The sequence below is a fragment of the Salinibacter grassmerensis genome, from assembly GCF_947077765.1.
Taxonomy (GTDB): domain Bacteria; phylum Bacteroidota; class Rhodothermia; order Rhodothermales; family Salinibacteraceae; genus Salinibacter; species Salinibacter grassmerensis.
This window is the reverse complement of record NZ_CAMTTF010000003.1, coordinates 465,086-480,832: the sequence shown is the minus strand read 5'-3', so window position 1 is coordinate 480,832 and position 15,747 is coordinate 465,086. Positions and strand designations below refer to the sequence as shown.

Sequence of the window (15,747 nt, the reverse complement as noted above, 5' to 3'; positions counted from 1 at the left end):
TACTGAATCAACACTGGCGACGTGCCCTCTTGGCACTAGGGATGCAGCATTGTTGCGCTTGTGTGGGGGATCCCCCCTTGGATTGAGAGGCTATGCCCACCCGTCCACCCGGTGCAGGTTTCTGGGTCGTCGATCAATTGCACACGCGACGGCTCCAACTACACCTTGGCGCCGCGGAAAACAGGCAGCTCCACGCCAGAGAGGCCGGGGGACAAGTCCTTTGCATTCGGTCCACACGTCATGACGGACACGTATCGCACGCTTGAAAACTCGGGGCGGGCCGAGCACACTGTCGACGGGTCCCGGTTCCTGGCGGAAGCAGTCGCGGTGGCGAACCGGACGGCGGCCGAAGAGGCGATCACTGCTGTCCGCACCCGAGAGCACAAGGCCACGCATCACTGCTCGGCCTACCGGCTCGGTGCGGCCGGCGATACGTTTCGGTACGATGACGATGGGGAGCCGAGTGGCACCGCGGGCCGGCCCATCCTCCGCCAAATTGACGCGCACGACCTTACGGACACGCTCATCGTGGTGACGCGTTACTTTGGCGGGACGGAGTTGGGGACGGGAGGCCTGGCACGAGCCTACGGCGATGCTGCGGCCGCGGCACTGGAGCAGGCGGAGTGTGTGGAGCGCGTCGTGCGGACGCCGGTTCAGATTCGGTACGAGTACGACGACACCGCTCCGGCGGAACGTGTGCTGCGGCAGTTCGACGCGGACGTGTGGGACAGCGAGTACACGGACGTGACGACCCTCACGGTCGGGGTCCGTGCGTCACGGGTAGAGGAATTTGTGGAGGCGTTTCGGAATGCCCTGTCGGCCCGCGGCGAGCTGATCCGTGTGGGCGGCGAGGAGGCGGCGGGAGGCTGAAGACGGTCGGGCATGACCGTGTTGGACGAGAGGAGCGTGGTCCTCGGCCCCATGCTCACTTGAACTGCTCCATCGCGGCCACGGCCAGCTCATCGGCCATGATGTTCAACTCGTCGTCGGCGTGGCCCTTCACCCACACCCAGTCGACCTCGTGCCGCTCCGCCTCCTCGAGGAGCGCCTTCCACAGGTCTTGGTTCTTGACGTCGTTGTTTGAGGAGGTCTGCCAGTCGTTGTCCTGCCAGCTGTCGAGCCATCCCTCGTTGAACGCCTTCGAGAGGTACTCGCTGTCGGTGTGGAGTGCAACCCGGCTTTGCTCGCCGAGGGCGCGGAGCGCCTCCAGGGCGGCCGTCAGCTCCATGCGATTGTTGGTGGTGTGGGGCTCCCCGCCGGTGAGCGGGTCGGTGGCGTCGGGGTCGTCGTCGGGAAGGAGGATGGCAGCCCAGCCGCCAGGGCCCGGATTCCCGCTGCAGGCACCGTCGGTGTAGATGGTAATGTCGTTCATAAGGCCGAAAAGTCAGAGGAAAAAGACGGACGTGCCCACACGTACGCGGCCGGGCCGGACAGGTCCGGGACTGTGCCGAAAAAGCCCGGTGAAAACCTTGGGCGTGGGGCGGACGTACGACGGCACTACCATTTTCATAGTCCAAAACAACTCCAAGGGACACTCCTTGGGGGGTCAGCATGAAGTTTCTTGATCAGGTCGATCTCAGAGTGAGCAGTGGGGACGGGGGGAAAGGCATCGTGGCGTGGCGCCGCGAAAAGTTTGTGCCGAAGGGCGGTCCCGCGGGGGGCGACGGGGGGGATGGAGGCTCGGTGTACGTTGAGGCCGACGAGAACCTCTACACGCTGATGGACCTCAGCCACAACACCCAGGTCTTTGCGGGGGATGGTGAGCCGGGGGGACGCCGCGAGCAGACAGGCGCCTCGGGAGAGGACAAGGTCATTCGCGTGCCGCCCGGAACCGTGGTGAAAGAACAGACGGGAGAGACCATCGGAGAGGTCGTGGAGTCGGGACAGCGCATTTGCGTGGCCGAAGGGGGACAGGGGGGGCGGGGCAATGCCTTTTTTAAGTCGAGCACAAACCAGGCCCCCCGCGAGTCGCAGCCCGGTGAGCCGGGAGAAGAGCGCGATCTGACGTTCGAGCTCAAGTTGATGGCGGATGTGGGCCTTGTGGGGTTCCCGAACGCGGGCAAGAGCACACTCGTGTCGTCCGTGTCGGCCGCGGAGCCAGAGGTGGCGGACTACCCATTTACGACACTCACCCCCCAACTGGGGATGGTGTACGTAAGCGAGTACGAAACCTTCGTGATGGCCGACATCCCCGGCATCATTGAGGACGCGCATGAGGGGAAAGGCCTCGGCCTCCAATTCCTCCGTCACATTGAGCGGACGTCGGTCCTACTGTTCGTCATCCCCATCACGTCGCAGGACCTGGGTGAGGAGTACGAGGCGCTTCTCCACGAACTTGCGTCCCACGAGGCCGGCCTCCTCGACAAGCCCCGCGTCGTGGCGCTGTCGAAGATCGACATTCTGGCCCCCGACGAGCGAGAGCTAATGCCCGACGTGGTGGCCGACGAATTCCCGGACGACGTGCCCCTGCTCCCGATCAGTGCCGTGGCCGACATGGGCCTCGACCAGCTCAAGTATACCCTCTTCGACACCGTCCATTCCACGCGATCGCCGGACGCAATCGACGCATGAGACTGCCTCTTCCGGACGACGACAAACCGGCGGGCCAGAACCAGGCCCACGACCAGCGGGCCCTGATTGGCCTTTCGCTCGTATCGGGGGTGGGGCCGCAGCGCCTCCGGGCCCTTCTGGCCGCCTTCGAGACCCCGAGTGCGATCTTTCGGGCATCGCGCTCGACGCTGACGCAGGTGGACGGGGTGGGCGATCAGACCGCCGAGGCCATCCTCACGTTCGACGACCGGGCGGCGGTGCGGCGGGAAATGAAACGGGCCGACGATTTGGGGGCGTCGCTCGTCTCGCCGTGGGATGCGCGCTTTCCCGACCGCCTCCGCGAAATCTACGACCCGCCCGCGTTCCTGTGGATGCGGGGCACGCTGCCCGAAGACGGGCGCCCGATGGTAACGGTCGTGGGCACCCGCCGCTGCACGGACTACGGGCGGGCCCAGGCGCATCACTTCGGGGCCGCGTTGGCCCGCCGCGGCTTTACGGTGGTAAGCGGACTGGCCTACGGCATCGACGCCGCCGCGCACAAGGGGGCGCTCGACGCCGGGGGCCGCACTATTGCCGTCCTCGGGTCGGGGGTGGGGCACATCTATCCGCAGAAGCATACGGCCCTCGCCGAGCGGATTACCGAGCACGGGGCGGTGCTGTCCGAGTATGGGCTCGACGCAGAGCCCGACGCGCCCCACTTTCCAGAGCGGAATCGCATCCTGAGCGGGGTTGCCCTCGGCACGCTCGTGGTGGAGTCGTACGCGGAGGGTGGGGCCCTCATCACGGCCCGCCTGGCGCTGGAGCAGAACCGGGAGGTATTCGCCGTGCCGGGGGCCATCACCAAAGACTCCAGCCGGGGGACCAACCGCCTCATCCAGAAGGGCCACGCGAAGCTCGTGATGGCGATGGACGATCTGCTGGAGGAGCTTCCGGCGGCGACGGTGGAAGAGCCTGAAGAGGTGGACGCGGAAACCGTGGCCGCGGGGGGCGGACCCGACCCCGACGACCTGTCGGGCGACGCACAGGTGTTGTACAACGCCCTTTCGGATACGCCCGTTCACGTCGACGAGCTGTGCAAAGAAACGGGCCTTGACCCGTCGTCGGCCCTTCCGACTCTCCTCAGGCTTGAGTTTAAGGGCCTCGTGCGTCAGCTCGCAGGGAAGCAATTTCGACGGTCGTAGATTGTCCCTGTTCTTTGTTCTGATCTCTGTGTGCAACACCGGGGCCGGGGCGAGTCCCCGCGGCGGCCAGGCCTCGGCGTTGCAACAATAGCAGACCGGGACATGGCGAACGCGAGCCGAGATGGCGCGTGGTAGTGCCGTTACTTCTCGCGAAGAATCCTGCTCTCTATGACCCCCGAAGCACTCCGAAACCACTACCCCCACACGGAGCATCAGACCTACCTCAACCACGCGGCGGTGAGCCCCATGAGCCGGCCGGTGCGCGAGGCCATCGACGCGTATGTGGGAGAACGGCACGGGGCCGATCCAGAGGCGCCCGTCGAAAACTTTGAGTCCTTCCTGCCCGTGATTCAAGAGACAAAAGACCGGGTGGCGACGGTACTGGGCACCGAATCGAGTCGGGTCGAGTTCGTCCCCAACACCTCGGCCGGCCTCAATGTGTTGGCCCGCGGGCTCGACTGGGAGGAGGGCGACCGCATCGCGGTGCCCGATGGCGCCTTCCCGACCAACGTATATCCGTTTCTGAACCTAGAGAACCAGGGCGTCGCGGTTGACTTCGTGCCGACGGACGAGGGGGCGTACACCGTGGAGGACGTGGCCGACACCCTGCGGTCCGAGACGCGACTCCTGAGTGTCTCCTGGGTGCACTTCCTCTCGGGCTTCCGGGCGGACCTGGAGGCGCTCGGCGCGCTCTGTGAGGAGCACGGCGTGATTTTCTGCGTGGACGCCATTCAGGGGCTCGGGGCCTTGCAGGTGGACGTGGAGGCAACGGGCATCGACTTTTTGACCGCCGGCGGACACAAGTGGCTGATGGCCGCGCAGGGCGTCGGCGTGCTCTACTGCGACGAGGCGCTTCAGGGCCACCTTCGGCCGCCCACGGGCTGGCTCCACGGGCCGGTCGACTGGGAGCACCTCGACGACTACGACCTCACGTTTCACGACGACGCGCGACGCTTCCGCACCGGCACCCTTAACAGCGTCGGCGTCGCGGCCCTGCACGCAGCCCTCGGCCTGTACCTCGACGCGGGCCCGGAGTGGTGCGAAGAGCGCGTTCTTCGGCTTTCCAAAGCCCTCGCGGACGAACTGAGCGACCGCGGGCTGCCCCGTTACGGCACCGACGCCCCGACACACGCGAGCGGCATCGTGACGGTCGCGCCGGACGCCCCGGAAGCCCTGTTCGAGCACCTGAAGGAGCACGGCATTACCGGGGCGGTGCGCAACCAAAAGCTCCGGCTCGCGCCGACGTACTACAACAATTACGAAGACCTTCGGACTGTCGTCGACGCGATTGACTCGTTCGTGCGTTGAGGCGGACATCCGTACCTTGAGTTTTTAGCTTTCGAGCGATGGGCCAAGTTCCTGAGTCATTCGATCCCAATCAGTACGACGCCGACGTGCGTCGGAAGGAGAACGTCGTTGAGGTGGTCGTGCCGGAGACCGAAACGGACGCACTGCGCATCGACAAGTACCTCACGCGCTTTTACCCCGAGGCCTCCCGCACCAAGATCCAGCGCGCAATCAAAAAGGGACACCTCAACGTGAACGGGGAGGACGTCAAGAAGTCGTACGGGGTGGAGCCCGGCGACGAGATCGTCTTCCGGCTCATTCGGAAGCCGCCGATGCAGGCCGAGCCGGAGGCGATTCCGCTCGACGTGGTCCACGAGGACGATGACCTGCTCGTGGTGAACAAGCCGGCGGGCATGGTGGTGCATCCGGCGCCGGGCCACCGTTCGGGGACGCTCGTCCACGCCCTGCTTCACCACGTGGATGGCGGGGCGGTGGCCGCAGACGATGAGCGGAACGAGGTGTCGGAGGAGGAGGTCGGCCTCTCGCTGGTCAACGCGCTTCCCGAGGCGCCGGATCACCCAGTGGTACGTCCTGGCATCGTGCACCGGCTTGACAAGGGCACGTCCGGCCTGCTGGTCGTGGCGAAGCGGGACCGGGCCCACCAGCCCTTGGCCGAGCAATTCAAGGCCCACACAGTGGACCGGCGGTACCGGGCGATTGTGTGGGGGGGCTTCGCCCCTCCGGACGGGACGATTGAGGGGGCCATCGGCCGCGACCCGCACCACCGGCAGCGGATGGCCGTCGTGCCCGAGGACGAGGGCAAGTGGGCCCGTACGCACTACGAGACCGTAGAGGCCCACGCCCACACGTCCGTCGTCGAGTTCGAGTTGGAAACGGGGCGCACCCACCAGATCCGAGTGCATGCGCGTTCGCAGGGCCACCCGCTTCTTGGCGATCCGAAGTACGGTGGGCAGCGGGTCCGGTACGGGACGCAGAGTGGAAGCCGGCGGAATTTCTACGATCAGCTCTTCGAGACGCTTCCCCATCCTGCGCTTCATGCGTACCGTCTCGGCTTCGATCATCCTGCTACAGAGGAGCGTCTTCGCTTCGAGGCCGATCCGCCGGTGGCCTGGCGCCGCGTCTTGCGCGACCTAAGACGGGAGGAAGGGGCGGGGATGACGGACCCGTGACACGGGTTTTACAAAAAGAGAAACGTTACAGGGGTGCGAGCCTGCGGAGCACCTCGCGGAGAAACAAAGGGCCCTAACCTTTGATAACGCACCACGCATTTTGGGCTTACCCGCAGCGTTAGCATCCCGAATCAGCACCGGACATTCCGGTGGAGGCTCTTCTCTTCCGTACTAACTCCACGCAGGTCGTGCTAGAGGTCCGTCCCGCCCCCGCCAGAGCGGGGAGTGAGCGACAGTCCTGTACCGCATGGGAGGCTCGCGTCCGATGAACGGGCATGTTCTCGTGTTGAACCAGGATTACAGCGCACTCACCGTCTGTAGTGTGGAGCGGGCCGTTGTCCTCATGCACCTACAAAAGGTGCACCTTGTGGAATCGGCGGACGATCGATACGTGCGTTCGCCGAGCGTAGAACTGCCGTGGCCGAGCATCGTGCGTCTGAAGCAGTACGCCAACGTCCCATACAAGCGAGTCATGCTCTCCCGCAAGAACGTTCTGAAGCGGGACCGAAACACGTGTCAGTACTGCGGGTCCCAAAGCAATCTCACCATCGACCATGTGGTGCCGAAGTCTCGAGGGGGACGCGACACGTGGGAGAATCTCGTGGCGGCCTGTGTCACCTGTAACAACCAGAAGGGAGACTCGACGCCTGAGGAGGCAGACATGGAACTGGCACGCCAACCGTTCCGCCCCAGCTACGTGATGTTTCTGCGGGACTTTGCTGGCGAGATCGAAGACACCTGGAAGCCATACCTCTTTCTGTCGTAGAGTTGCTCAGGGAGGACTTTTCACGGACAATCCCCGGCATCCACTGATCGACTGCGGACCACGGCCGTACGGACCCGATATACTCTCCATCCTCACTCTACCAGGACCCCCTGTCTCCGATGATCCGCTGGATTGCCCGTGCTGCCTTGCTCGTCCCGTTCCTGATGGTCGTCCTCTCGCTGCATCAGGGGAAGGTGGCGTACGACCTGCACAGCACCAAGACGCAAGGCACGACGGCCACCGCGAAGGTACAGGAGGTTCATGCCTCGAACCGAACCCAGGTCACGTACGACTACGTGAGCCTCCGCGTCCCGATGCCTGACGGCTCCACGCTCACACGCGAGCGGCTCTCGCTCCCCCACGGCATCGTGCCTGCCCTAAAGGGGCGAGAAACCCTGCAGGTACGGGTGGCGTCGGGGGGCAGCCGGTCCATTGTCGTCACGGAGGCCATCAATGCGACACCGGTCGTGGATACGCAGATCCGAATTGCCGGCATCAACGGGCTCATGAGTTTTGGGGCCGCCCTGTTCTTCGGCGTCATCATCTGGTTCTGGAACCGGAGCCTGCGACAGAACGGGGACCCGGCAGAACGCGGGCTTACGGAGGCTGACCCTAACCATCCGGCCCGGCAGGTGGCTCGCTAAACGGAGAGTTTTATTCTCCATTGCCTGCGAGGGAGAAGCTGATCGGTAGGGTCATCTCTGTGGGAACCAGAATGCTGTCTTCTTTGGCTGGAGTAAACGATACGTTCCTCACGGCCTCAAGTGCAGCGGCATCAAGGGCTTCGTGCACGCTCTTCGTGACTCGGGCATCCTCGATCTCGCCTGATTTCCTCACGGTAAAGGTGATGCGAACGGTTCCCTCAATTCCTGCACTTCTGGCAAGATCAGGGTAGGAGGTAGCATCCTGAAGAGCTTGTTTTCCTCCTTCAATACTTGCAACAGCCGGAGACCATTTAGGAGATTCGACAACTTCATTCCGAGTCGTAGTTTCGGGAGAACCGGCCTCTGGCCGCTTGAAGGTGATCGGAAGAGACATCTGTACGGGCACCGGCTCCCCCTCTTCTCGACCTGGCTCAAAGGTTTGCTGCCGCACTGCCTCAAGGGCTGATTCGTTCAGTATCTCGTCGACCCCTCGCGTGACCTTGAGATTTGTCACAGTTCCCTTCTCGTCTACCACGAACTGGACGATGACCTGCCCTTCAAGCCCCGCCCTCCTTGCCACCTCGGGGTAATAGACGGACTCCTGTAGAGCCTCCATGCCGCCCACGAGCTCGGGTTGATCGTCGACGGCCATGTACACCTCATCGTTGTTAGCCGTCGTGGAGGGGCTGGACTCCGTGGTTTCCTCCGTCGAGGAGGACGGCCCGATGCTGTCCGAGCAGGCGACCACGCCGAGCGTGAGTGCAAGTCCCCCCGCCACGAGGGCAGTGCCGAGAGCGAATCGAGAGGAAAGAAATGAGGGCATTGAGGAGCGCATGGCAGTAAGGCGGTTGGTGAGGGAAGAGGACGATTCGGAGAGGGAGAGGGAGCCGAGGCGCCGAGAGGAGTCTCCGTCCGCAAAGGCGGTGAGAAGGCGGGCGTAGTCGCCTGCGGGGGTCGCGCCGTGGTCCAAGACCGCCGCGTCACAGGCCCGCTCCCGCGCCTCGGTAATCTGTCGCCGCAGTCGACCCACGAGCGGGTGCGCGGCGAACAGGGCGACGATGAACTGCTCCACCAGTTGGGCACAGTCGTCCCGGCGGCGAATGTGGATCAGTTCGTGGCGGAGGGCCATGCGACGTGCCTCCGGCGCGTCTGCGAGCCGCTCCGGCATCAGAATCGTGGGACGGAGGCCGCCGAGCGTCACGGGCACGGCCGCATCTGAAGAGGTGCAGATTTGGACCGGGCGGCCGACGTTGAGCTGCTTCCGGAGGCGATCGATCTCGGCGTTCAAGGACGTCGTCGCCGTAGTCCCAACGCGCCGACGGACACGGCATACCGCCAAAACCTCCAGCCCGAGGCGACCAAGGTGGAACAGGCCAATTCCCACCGCGCCGATGGTGAGAAGCCCTACCGCGTGCATCCACGACCATGAGACAGTGGAGACGGCCGTGGTCTCGATCGGCGGCAGCACGACAACCGACGGCGCAGGCAGGACCGCGGTACGTGTGGCACCAGGGAGCAGCTCAACGAACCCCACCGCCACGATGCCGGCGGGCAGGGCCGCGAGGATCAACTGTGAGAGCCGATATTCGGCGTACGGATGGAGGCGGTCGGTCTGCTCCAGTAGTGCCCAGAGGGGGAGAGCAAGGGCCGTCCACGCCAGAACCGGCCGCCACAGTGGGTCGATCGTCGCCGTGCCGAGGCCGGAGAGCCCGTCAAGAATCATCTGCATCATCAGTCTCGGAGTTCTTCTCATCGAGGGCGTTGATAAGGGCCCTGATCTCCTCACGCTCGTCGTCACTCAGGTCCTCGCGCTGGACGAGCGTCTGCACCAGCGCCGAAGGCGAGCCCCGAAAGACCTTCTCCATCAGTCGCCGCAGTAGGCTGTGCTGCACCGCGTCCTGCTCCTGGGCAGACTTGTACACGTACGATCGGCCTTCCTTGTGGTAGTCGAGATAGCCCTTCTCGGCGAGCTTCTTGAGGACTGTCATGACCGTGGTGTACGCCACGTCGCGGTCCTCCAAAATGCGCTCGCGCACGTCGGCCACGGTGGCCTCGCCGAGGTCCCACACGTGGTGGAGGACCTCCATTTCCGTTTCGCCGAGGTGGGTCAAGGACTTTCGCTGCATGGGGGAATGTCTTTGTGTGTAATTACTATTTAATTAGTACTACGCAAGTCGTATCAATGCAAGCAGGTTTCATGAATCTTCACTTTTTGCGCAGGCCGTCTCCTAGCCGGGACGGAGTGCTAGTCGAGGTGGGCGGGACGGTCGGGGTACAGGGAGGCCAGCCGGTCCGGGTCGGTGCCCCACAGGTAGTGGCTCCACAGATACAGATTGAGAAGCTGTTGGCGGAGCGGCCCGTGGCGGTAGAACCGGCGGGCCGACGTCGTGACGGCCGCATCCAGAAAGTGAAATCCCCCACGCCCGTGGAGCCGGGCCGCTAGCTCCAGGTCTTCGAAGAGGGGCCAGTCTGGGAAGCCGCCCACGGCCTCGAATGCCGACCGCTCCACGAACTGGCCCCGGTCGCCGAAGCAGAGACGAACCCACGGCCATCGGGTGCACCACGCGTAAAAGCGGAGAAGCGGCGTCGGGTCATCAAAGCGCAGGCGAAATGTGCCGGCGTGGGCATCGGGCCCGGCCAGGGCACGCCGGATCCGTGACAGTCCGTTCGGGGGGAGGTGGGTGTCCGCGTGCAGAAAAAGGAGAATGTCTCCACTGCTACAATCGGCCCCGTGGTTCATCTGGGAGGCCCGGCCACACGGGGCCTGTAGGACCGCCGCGCCGTGGGCCTGCGCCACCGACCGGGTATCATCGGTGGACCCCCCGTCCGCAACCAGAATTTCCACAGGGCCCTCCTGCCGGCGGGCCCGGCGCACCGTGGGGACGATTGCGTCTTCCTCGTTCAGAGTAGGGATAATGATCGAGACAAGCCGTGGGGCAATCACTCCGACGCGGTCGGACGTTGTGACAGAGGAGCGTCAGGGCTGTCAAGACGCGGTGGATACGTGTGTCGTGGGAGTGCCTGTTCTGGGGCCCCCCCTCCACACATCACAGTATCCAGGACACACGTCTAGAGGCACCTTGCTCCTGCATGGGACTCCTGTGTGGACTCACCAGTGTGTGGGCTTACCAGATCATCTGTTTCATGCAGAATACCGATCCGCCGGACTTCATAAACTCGCCGGTGTCGAGCTCCACCGGGACGAAGTCGTGGCCCCGCAGTCGGTCGTTGGTGCCCTCGCAGCCTTCCTGAATCAGCACGTGTGTGCCGTCGGGGCAGTGGGCATTGCAGGCAAACTGATGCCGGGCCTCGTGGTCCGGCACCTCGATGACCGTCTCGAAGAGGGCGTCGATGAGAGCGCGGCCTGCGTCGTCGAAGGCCGCCGGGGCCACGAGCGCGTGCTGGGCGTCTAGGGGACACAGACAGGTGTCGAGGTGGTAGTAGTCCGGGTCGACGAGGCGGAGGGCCACGATGGGGACGTCTAGTAGCTCCCCGAGCGCCTCGTACGCCTCAATGCTCGTCCGGTAGCCGTACCCGCCCCACAGGAGATGATGGTCCGGATGCCAGAGGGCATCCCCCATGCCTTCAAAGTCCGCGTTCAGGTTCTCGGGCAGGGTCTCGACCGCGTACCCCTTTTCCTCGAAAAACCGGGCGTAGTACGGCACCTCGTCCGCCCGCTGCTCGCTGTGCATGCGGCTGAGCACCACGCCCTTTGTGTCGGACTCGGGGTTGTAAAAGGGAAGGGTCTGGTTCGCGCAGAAGACCATGTCGGGCAGCCCGGACTGGCCGTTTATCGTGACGGGCGCGTGGTCGAGGGCCGTGTAGGCGGCGCGGACGGCCTTCCACTGCTGCCAGGCAACGTCCTTGTTGACCGCGCCCACGTTCTCCGACATGTGCGGGTTGATGACGTATTCGACGTCGAAGTGAGTCGGTGTCGTTAGGACGACACGCTGCGGACGAGGGAGCGGCGGAATTTGATTGAGCCGGAGGTCAAGGGCGTCGGGGGTTTGGTAAATCATGGGGAGGGGGACCGTGGACAGGCGATGGGCGAAAAAATAGGCAACGCAGTGGGGGAAGTCTACGCCCGGTGGAAAGATGCGCCGCCCCTACGGTCAGAAGTCCCGCTGGACAAACCAGTAGCCCGTCACTCCGTAGGCGGCCCCGCCGAAGAGCAGCGACGAGACGAACGGATACCAGGACGACACCGCCTCGCCTTTGGCCAGGGTGGAGACAATCTGGGTGACTTCTGTGAAGTTGGGCAAGGTGTGGTACATTCCCCAGAAGACGGGGCTGCCGACGGGGCCGAGGGTTGGGCCGATCTGGTCGGCAGCGGCCAGCACCATCGAGACGAAGATGAGGCCGTAGGAGACGATGAGTCCCAGCGCCGTGCTTTCGGTCCAGACCCCCATCAGCATGACGGCCGCGTACATCACCGCGAACATGCCCACGACCAGAAGCAGGGAGAGCAGAAAGCGGGGGTTCCACACCCCTGTTTTGAGCGACATGATGACCCATACCCCCCCCAAGAGATACGCCGCGAGGATGCCGATGGCGCTCCACACCCCCAGCATGTGTCCAAACAAGACGTTCAGGCGGCCAATGGGCTTGGACAGCAGCAGCTCCACACGCCCGTCGGATTGCAGGTCCGGGAAAAGGGAGGCGGAGGCGAAGAGCGCCAGCAGAATGCCAATCCAGTACGCCACGCCGGCCACGACAGACTCCACCGCGACGACCACCCGGGAGAGCGTCAAGGGCGGTGCGTCCTCCCCGCTCATGTCCTCGGGGGCGGCTTCCTGCCCGAAGAGGCGGATGCCCGCGAGCGACCCCTCCACCACGTCCAGGTTCAGGGCGAAGGTGACCGCCAGCAGCACCAGGGAGCTGACGATGAACAGCCCCAGCACGATCTTCCGTGCCCAGAGCTCCCGAAACGTAATCAGAACAAGACCGAATAGGGGGCGCATGACGCTCAGGTCGGGGAATCGACCACGTCGATGAAGTAGTCTTCGAGGGACTGCCGAAGGGGGGTGATGGACTCAATTTCCACGTCGGCGCCGCGCAGTCGGTCCACGACCGCGTTGAGTGTGGCCCGGTCGTCGGCGTGGACCCGATACTGGTCGAGGTCCGACGCAGAGGCAGAGCCGTCGGGCGCGGGGGTCAGGGGAAGCTCCGGCGTGTCCAGGAGCGAATCGGGGACGGGCGTGGCGACGAGATCGTACACCCGATCCACGGCGGTCAGCTCCTCGACGCTTCCCCGCCGGACCAGCGTCCCGTCCCGCAAAATGGCGATCTGCGTACAGACCTTCTCGACCTCGGAGAGGAGGTGGGAGTTGAGAAAGATCGTCTTGCCTTTGTCCCGCAGCTCCAGCACGATGTCCCGAATGGCGCGGCGCCCCACTGGGTCCACGCCGCCGGTCGGCTCGTCGAGGAACAGCAGGTCGGGCTCGTTGAGGAGGGCCTGGGCCAGCCCGAGTCGCTGGAGCATGCCCTTCGAAAAGGTCTTAACCTTCGTGTCGCCCCGCCCGTCGAGGGCGAGGCGGTCCAGCAGCTGAGGGATGCGATGATTGCGCTCAGTCCGCGGCACGTCGGCCAGGCGACCGTAGGCGTGCAGCGTCTGGGTGGCCGTGAAGAACCCCGGAAAGCGGTGGTTTTCGGGGACGAACCCGATCCGGTGGCGGGCGGCCGGGGTGCCGGCGGGCCGGCCGAAGAGGCGGGCAGTGCCGCCAGAGGGGTGAACGAGGCCGAGCAGAATTTTGACGAGGGTCGTTTTTCCCGCCCCGTTGGGACCGAGAAGCCCAAAAATTGCGCCTTCCTCGACCTCAAGCGAGATGCCGTCGAGTGCCCGCACCGCTGAGCGCCGCAGGAGGCCGGTGCGGTAGGTCTTCGACAGCGACGAGACGGAGAGGGCAGGCATGGGGATTATCGGCTCTCTTCAGACTCCGGGGGGGCAGGGGGATCCGATGCATCGTCCGCTTCGGGGGTTCGGGCCGGTGCCTCGCTCTGGATGACGTGCGTCGTGCGCTGTGGGAATGGAATCTCGACGTCCTTCGCGTCGAAGGCCCGCTTCAGACGCTGTCGTAGTTCGCGCTCCGCGGCGTACTGTTCGCCCGGCGCCACGCGCACCACGACCCGGGCCGTGACCGACGAGTCGCCGAAGTCCATGAGGCCTTGCACCTGCGGGGACTCGTCCAGCACAATCTCCTCGTGGTCCGCCACCCATTCGTTCGCGACCTGTTCCATGACGGGTAGGATGGCATCCACGTCCTGGCCGTAGCTGAGGCCCACCGGCACGATGGCGCGGGCCCACTCGACGCTCTTGTTGCCAAAGATGCGCACCTCTCCGGCGGGAATCATAACGAGCTCGCCGTCGAACTTCCGCAGCTTGATCAGCCGCACCCCGATCGTCTCGACCGTTCCGGTGTGCCCGCTGATGGTCACGAGGTCGCCGACGTGCAGAATGTCGTCGAAGAGGAGGAAAATGCCCCCGATGACATCCTTCACGAGGGTCTGAGCCCCAAATCCAACGGCCAGGCCCGCGATGCCGGCAGTGGCGATGAGCGCCCCGATGTCGAGGCCCACTTCGCTGAGCACCATGATGCCCGCGACCGCCCACACGACATAACCTGCCGTGGACTGGAGCAGGTTGCCAAGTGTGACGGCGCGCTGGCGCTTGGGATCAGTCGCCGGGAGATCCGCGACGGCTGCGATCCACCGCTCCGTGCCCCGCCGGACCAGCGCGAGAATGAGCGCGGCGAGGGCGAGAATGATGACGATCCGCACTGCTCCCAGGAGGAGGACCCGTAGGCTGAGCGAGTCGAACCATGCCGGAGGCGCACCGAACTGGAGGAGAAGGTCAAGCACGGCGGGAGGCAGGACATCGGAGAGGGGAGCGGGGCGTCGGGCAGCTACGCATCCGTGAGGGCCTCGACTCCGGGAAGGGGGGTGCCCTCAAGGAACGTAAGCAGGGCGCCGCCGCCGGTGGAGACGTGACTGATGCGGTCGTCGCACCCGGACTGGGTCAGTGCCGACACCGAGTCGCCGCCCCCGACCACCGAAAAGGCGCCATCGTCCGTGGCGTCGGCCGCAGCTTCTGCGATCGCGGTCGTGCCGTCCGCGAATGGATCCACCTCGAACACGCCCATGGGTCCATTCCAGACCACCGTGGCCGCGTCGAGGATGCGGTCGCGGTAGGCGTCAATTGTAGCGGGACCGATGTCGAGTCCCATGAGATCCTCGGGGATGTCGTCCTCCACGACCGAGGCCTCGGCCTCAGCCTCCGGCGCCTCGGCCACGACGTGATCCGTGGGGAGCGTGATGGCGCCCTCGGCTTGTTCGTACAGGTCCTCGGCCGTTTCCAGCCGATCGGCCTCCACGCGGGAGGCTCCCACCTCGTGCCCGAGCACCTTCAGGAAGGTGTAGCTCATGGCCCCTCCGATGAGCAGGTGGTCCGCCGTCTCCGATAGAGCCCGGATCGTCCCCAGCTTGTCGGAGACCTTGGAGCCGCCGAGGACGGCGACCAGGGGATGCTCCGGGTCGTCTCGGACGCGCGCTAGGGCCTCGATCTCGTCCTCCATCAGGCGCCCCAGGACGGCCACGTCCATGAACTCGGCCACCCCGGCGGTGGAGGCGTGCGCCCGGTGGGCCGCGCCGAAGGCATCGTTGACGTACACGTCAGCCAGGCTGGCCAGCGCCTTCGAGAAAGTGTCGTCGTTGGCCTTCTCGCCAGAGTCGAAGCGCGTGTTCTCCAGCAAAATCACGCTGCCGTCGCTCATGCCGTTGATGACCTCCTCGACGGTATCCCCCACCGTGTTGCTGGAGAAGCGAACCCGCTCCTCGATGAGGGTGCCGAGATGGTCCCCCACGCAGGCGAGGCTCAAGTCCGGGTCGGGCTGTCCGCCTGGGCGGCCCAGGTGACTCACGAGGATGGCCTTCCCGCCCTGGTCGAGGACGTGGCGAATGGTGGGAAGGGCGGCACGGATACGGGTGTCGTCCCCCACACAGGGACTTCCGTCCTCGGAGATGTCGAGCGGCACGTTGAAATCGACACGGATGAGGACGCGCTGGCCGCGTACGTCGACGTCGTCGAGGGTTAACTTGTGCATGGAACGGGGAAGTTGAGCGACAGAACGAGC

16 protein-coding genes are annotated in these 15,747 nt (G+C 64.9%); 7 read left to right on the top strand and 9 right to left on the bottom strand.

Features of this window, described 5'->3' with window-relative positions:
* The first annotated feature begins 240 nt into the window (after positions 1-240).
* Complete coding sequence (locus OJB03_RS09305) at positions 241-870, top strand: IMPACT family protein (protein WP_263786743.1); 630 nt, start codon at positions 241-243, stop codon at positions 868-870.
* Positions 871-925: 55 nt separating this feature from the next.
* Here OJB03_RS09305 and rnhA read toward each other — a convergent pair whose 3' ends face one another.
* A complete protein-coding gene (gene rnhA, locus OJB03_RS09300) occupies positions 926-1,372 on the bottom strand; it encodes a ribonuclease HI (RefSeq protein WP_263786742.1) in 447 nt (148 codons plus the stop codon).
* A 179-nt stretch (positions 1,373-1,551) separates the two neighbouring features.
* On the opposite strand from rnhA, the gene obgE reads away from it, so the two are divergent.
* The 6 genes from obgE (at position 1,552) to OJB03_RS09270 (ending at position 7,618) form a co-directional block, all read left to right on the top strand.
* Positions 1,552-2,571, top strand: coding sequence for a GTPase ObgE (obgE, locus tag OJB03_RS09295; RefSeq protein ID WP_263786741.1), 1,020 nt, complete (start codon positions 1,552-1,554; stop codon positions 2,569-2,571).
* Positions 2,568-3,731: a DNA-processing protein DprA gene (dprA, locus tag OJB03_RS09290; RefSeq protein ID WP_263786739.1), complete on the top strand. Its 1,164-nt coding sequence runs from the start codon at positions 2,568-2,570 to the stop codon at positions 3,729-3,731. Before obgE ends, dprA begins: the two co-directional genes overlap by 4 nt.
* A 168-nt stretch (positions 3,732-3,899) precedes the next feature.
* Positions 3,900-5,039 carry an aminotransferase class V-fold PLP-dependent enzyme gene (locus OJB03_RS09285; protein ID WP_263786738.1) on the top strand — a complete coding sequence of 380 codons (1,140 nt, stop codon included), beginning with the start codon at positions 3,900-3,902 and terminating at the stop codon, positions 5,037-5,039.
* Between the two features lie 38 nt (positions 5,040-5,077).
* A complete protein-coding gene (locus OJB03_RS09280; RefSeq protein WP_263786737.1) occupies positions 5,078-6,208 on the top strand; it encodes an RluA family pseudouridine synthase in 1,131 nt (376 codons plus the stop codon).
* A gap of 265 nt (positions 6,209-6,473) precedes the next feature.
* Positions 6,474-6,974 carry an HNH endonuclease gene (locus OJB03_RS09275; RefSeq protein ID WP_272507283.1) on the top strand — a complete coding sequence of 167 codons (501 nt, stop codon included), beginning with the start codon at positions 6,474-6,476 and terminating at the stop codon, positions 6,972-6,974.
* A gap of 119 nt (positions 6,975-7,093) precedes the next feature.
* A complete protein-coding gene (locus OJB03_RS09270) occupies positions 7,094-7,618 on the top strand; it encodes a hypothetical protein (RefSeq protein ID WP_263786735.1) in 525 nt (174 codons plus the stop codon).
* Positions 7,619-7,628: 10 nt separating this feature from the next.
* Here the strand turns inward: OJB03_RS09270 and OJB03_RS09265 are convergent, their stop codons facing one another.
* The 8 genes from OJB03_RS09265 to OJB03_RS09230 all read right to left on the bottom strand — a co-directional run bounded on the left by OJB03_RS09265 (position 7,629) and on the right by OJB03_RS09230 (position 15,717).
* A complete protein-coding gene (locus tag OJB03_RS09265) occupies positions 7,629-9,350 on the bottom strand; it encodes a M56 family metallopeptidase (RefSeq protein ID WP_263786734.1) in 1,722 nt (573 codons plus the stop codon).
* Positions 9,331-9,744: a BlaI/MecI/CopY family transcriptional regulator gene (locus OJB03_RS09260; RefSeq protein WP_263786733.1), complete on the bottom strand. Its 414-nt coding sequence runs from the start codon at positions 9,742-9,744 to the stop codon at positions 9,331-9,333. The genes OJB03_RS09265 and OJB03_RS09260 overlap by 20 nt, the downstream gene beginning before the upstream one ends.
* A 119-nt stretch (positions 9,745-9,863) precedes the next feature.
* Complete coding sequence (locus OJB03_RS09255) at positions 9,864-10,562, bottom strand: TIGR04283 family arsenosugar biosynthesis glycosyltransferase (RefSeq protein WP_263786732.1); 699 nt, start codon at positions 10,560-10,562, stop codon at positions 9,864-9,866.
* Between the two features lie 181 nt (positions 10,563-10,743).
* Positions 10,744-11,637: a dimethylarginine dimethylaminohydrolase family protein gene (locus OJB03_RS09250; protein ID WP_263786731.1), complete on the bottom strand. Its 894-nt coding sequence runs from the start codon at positions 11,635-11,637 to the stop codon at positions 10,744-10,746.
* Between the two features lie 93 nt (positions 11,638-11,730).
* Entirely contained in the window at positions 11,731-12,579 is an 849-nt protein-coding gene (locus tag OJB03_RS09245) for an ABC transporter permease (RefSeq protein ID WP_263786730.1), read from the bottom strand.
* Positions 12,580-12,584: 5 nt separating this feature from the next.
* Positions 12,585-13,529 (bottom strand): ABC transporter ATP-binding protein, encoded by a 945-nt coding sequence (locus tag OJB03_RS09240; RefSeq protein ID WP_263786729.1) that lies wholly within the window; start codon positions 13,527-13,529, stop codon positions 12,585-12,587.
* Positions 13,530-13,534: 5 nt separating this feature from the next.
* Entirely contained in the window at positions 13,535-14,476 is a 942-nt protein-coding gene (locus OJB03_RS09235; RefSeq protein ID WP_263786728.1) for a mechanosensitive ion channel family protein, read from the bottom strand.
* A gap of 44 nt (positions 14,477-14,520) precedes the next feature.
* On the bottom strand, positions 14,521-15,717 hold the full coding sequence (locus tag OJB03_RS09230) for a phosphoglycerate kinase (RefSeq protein ID WP_263786727.1): 1,197 nt from the start codon (positions 15,715-15,717) through the stop codon (positions 14,521-14,523).
* Between the last annotated feature and the right edge of the window lie 30 nt (positions 15,718-15,747).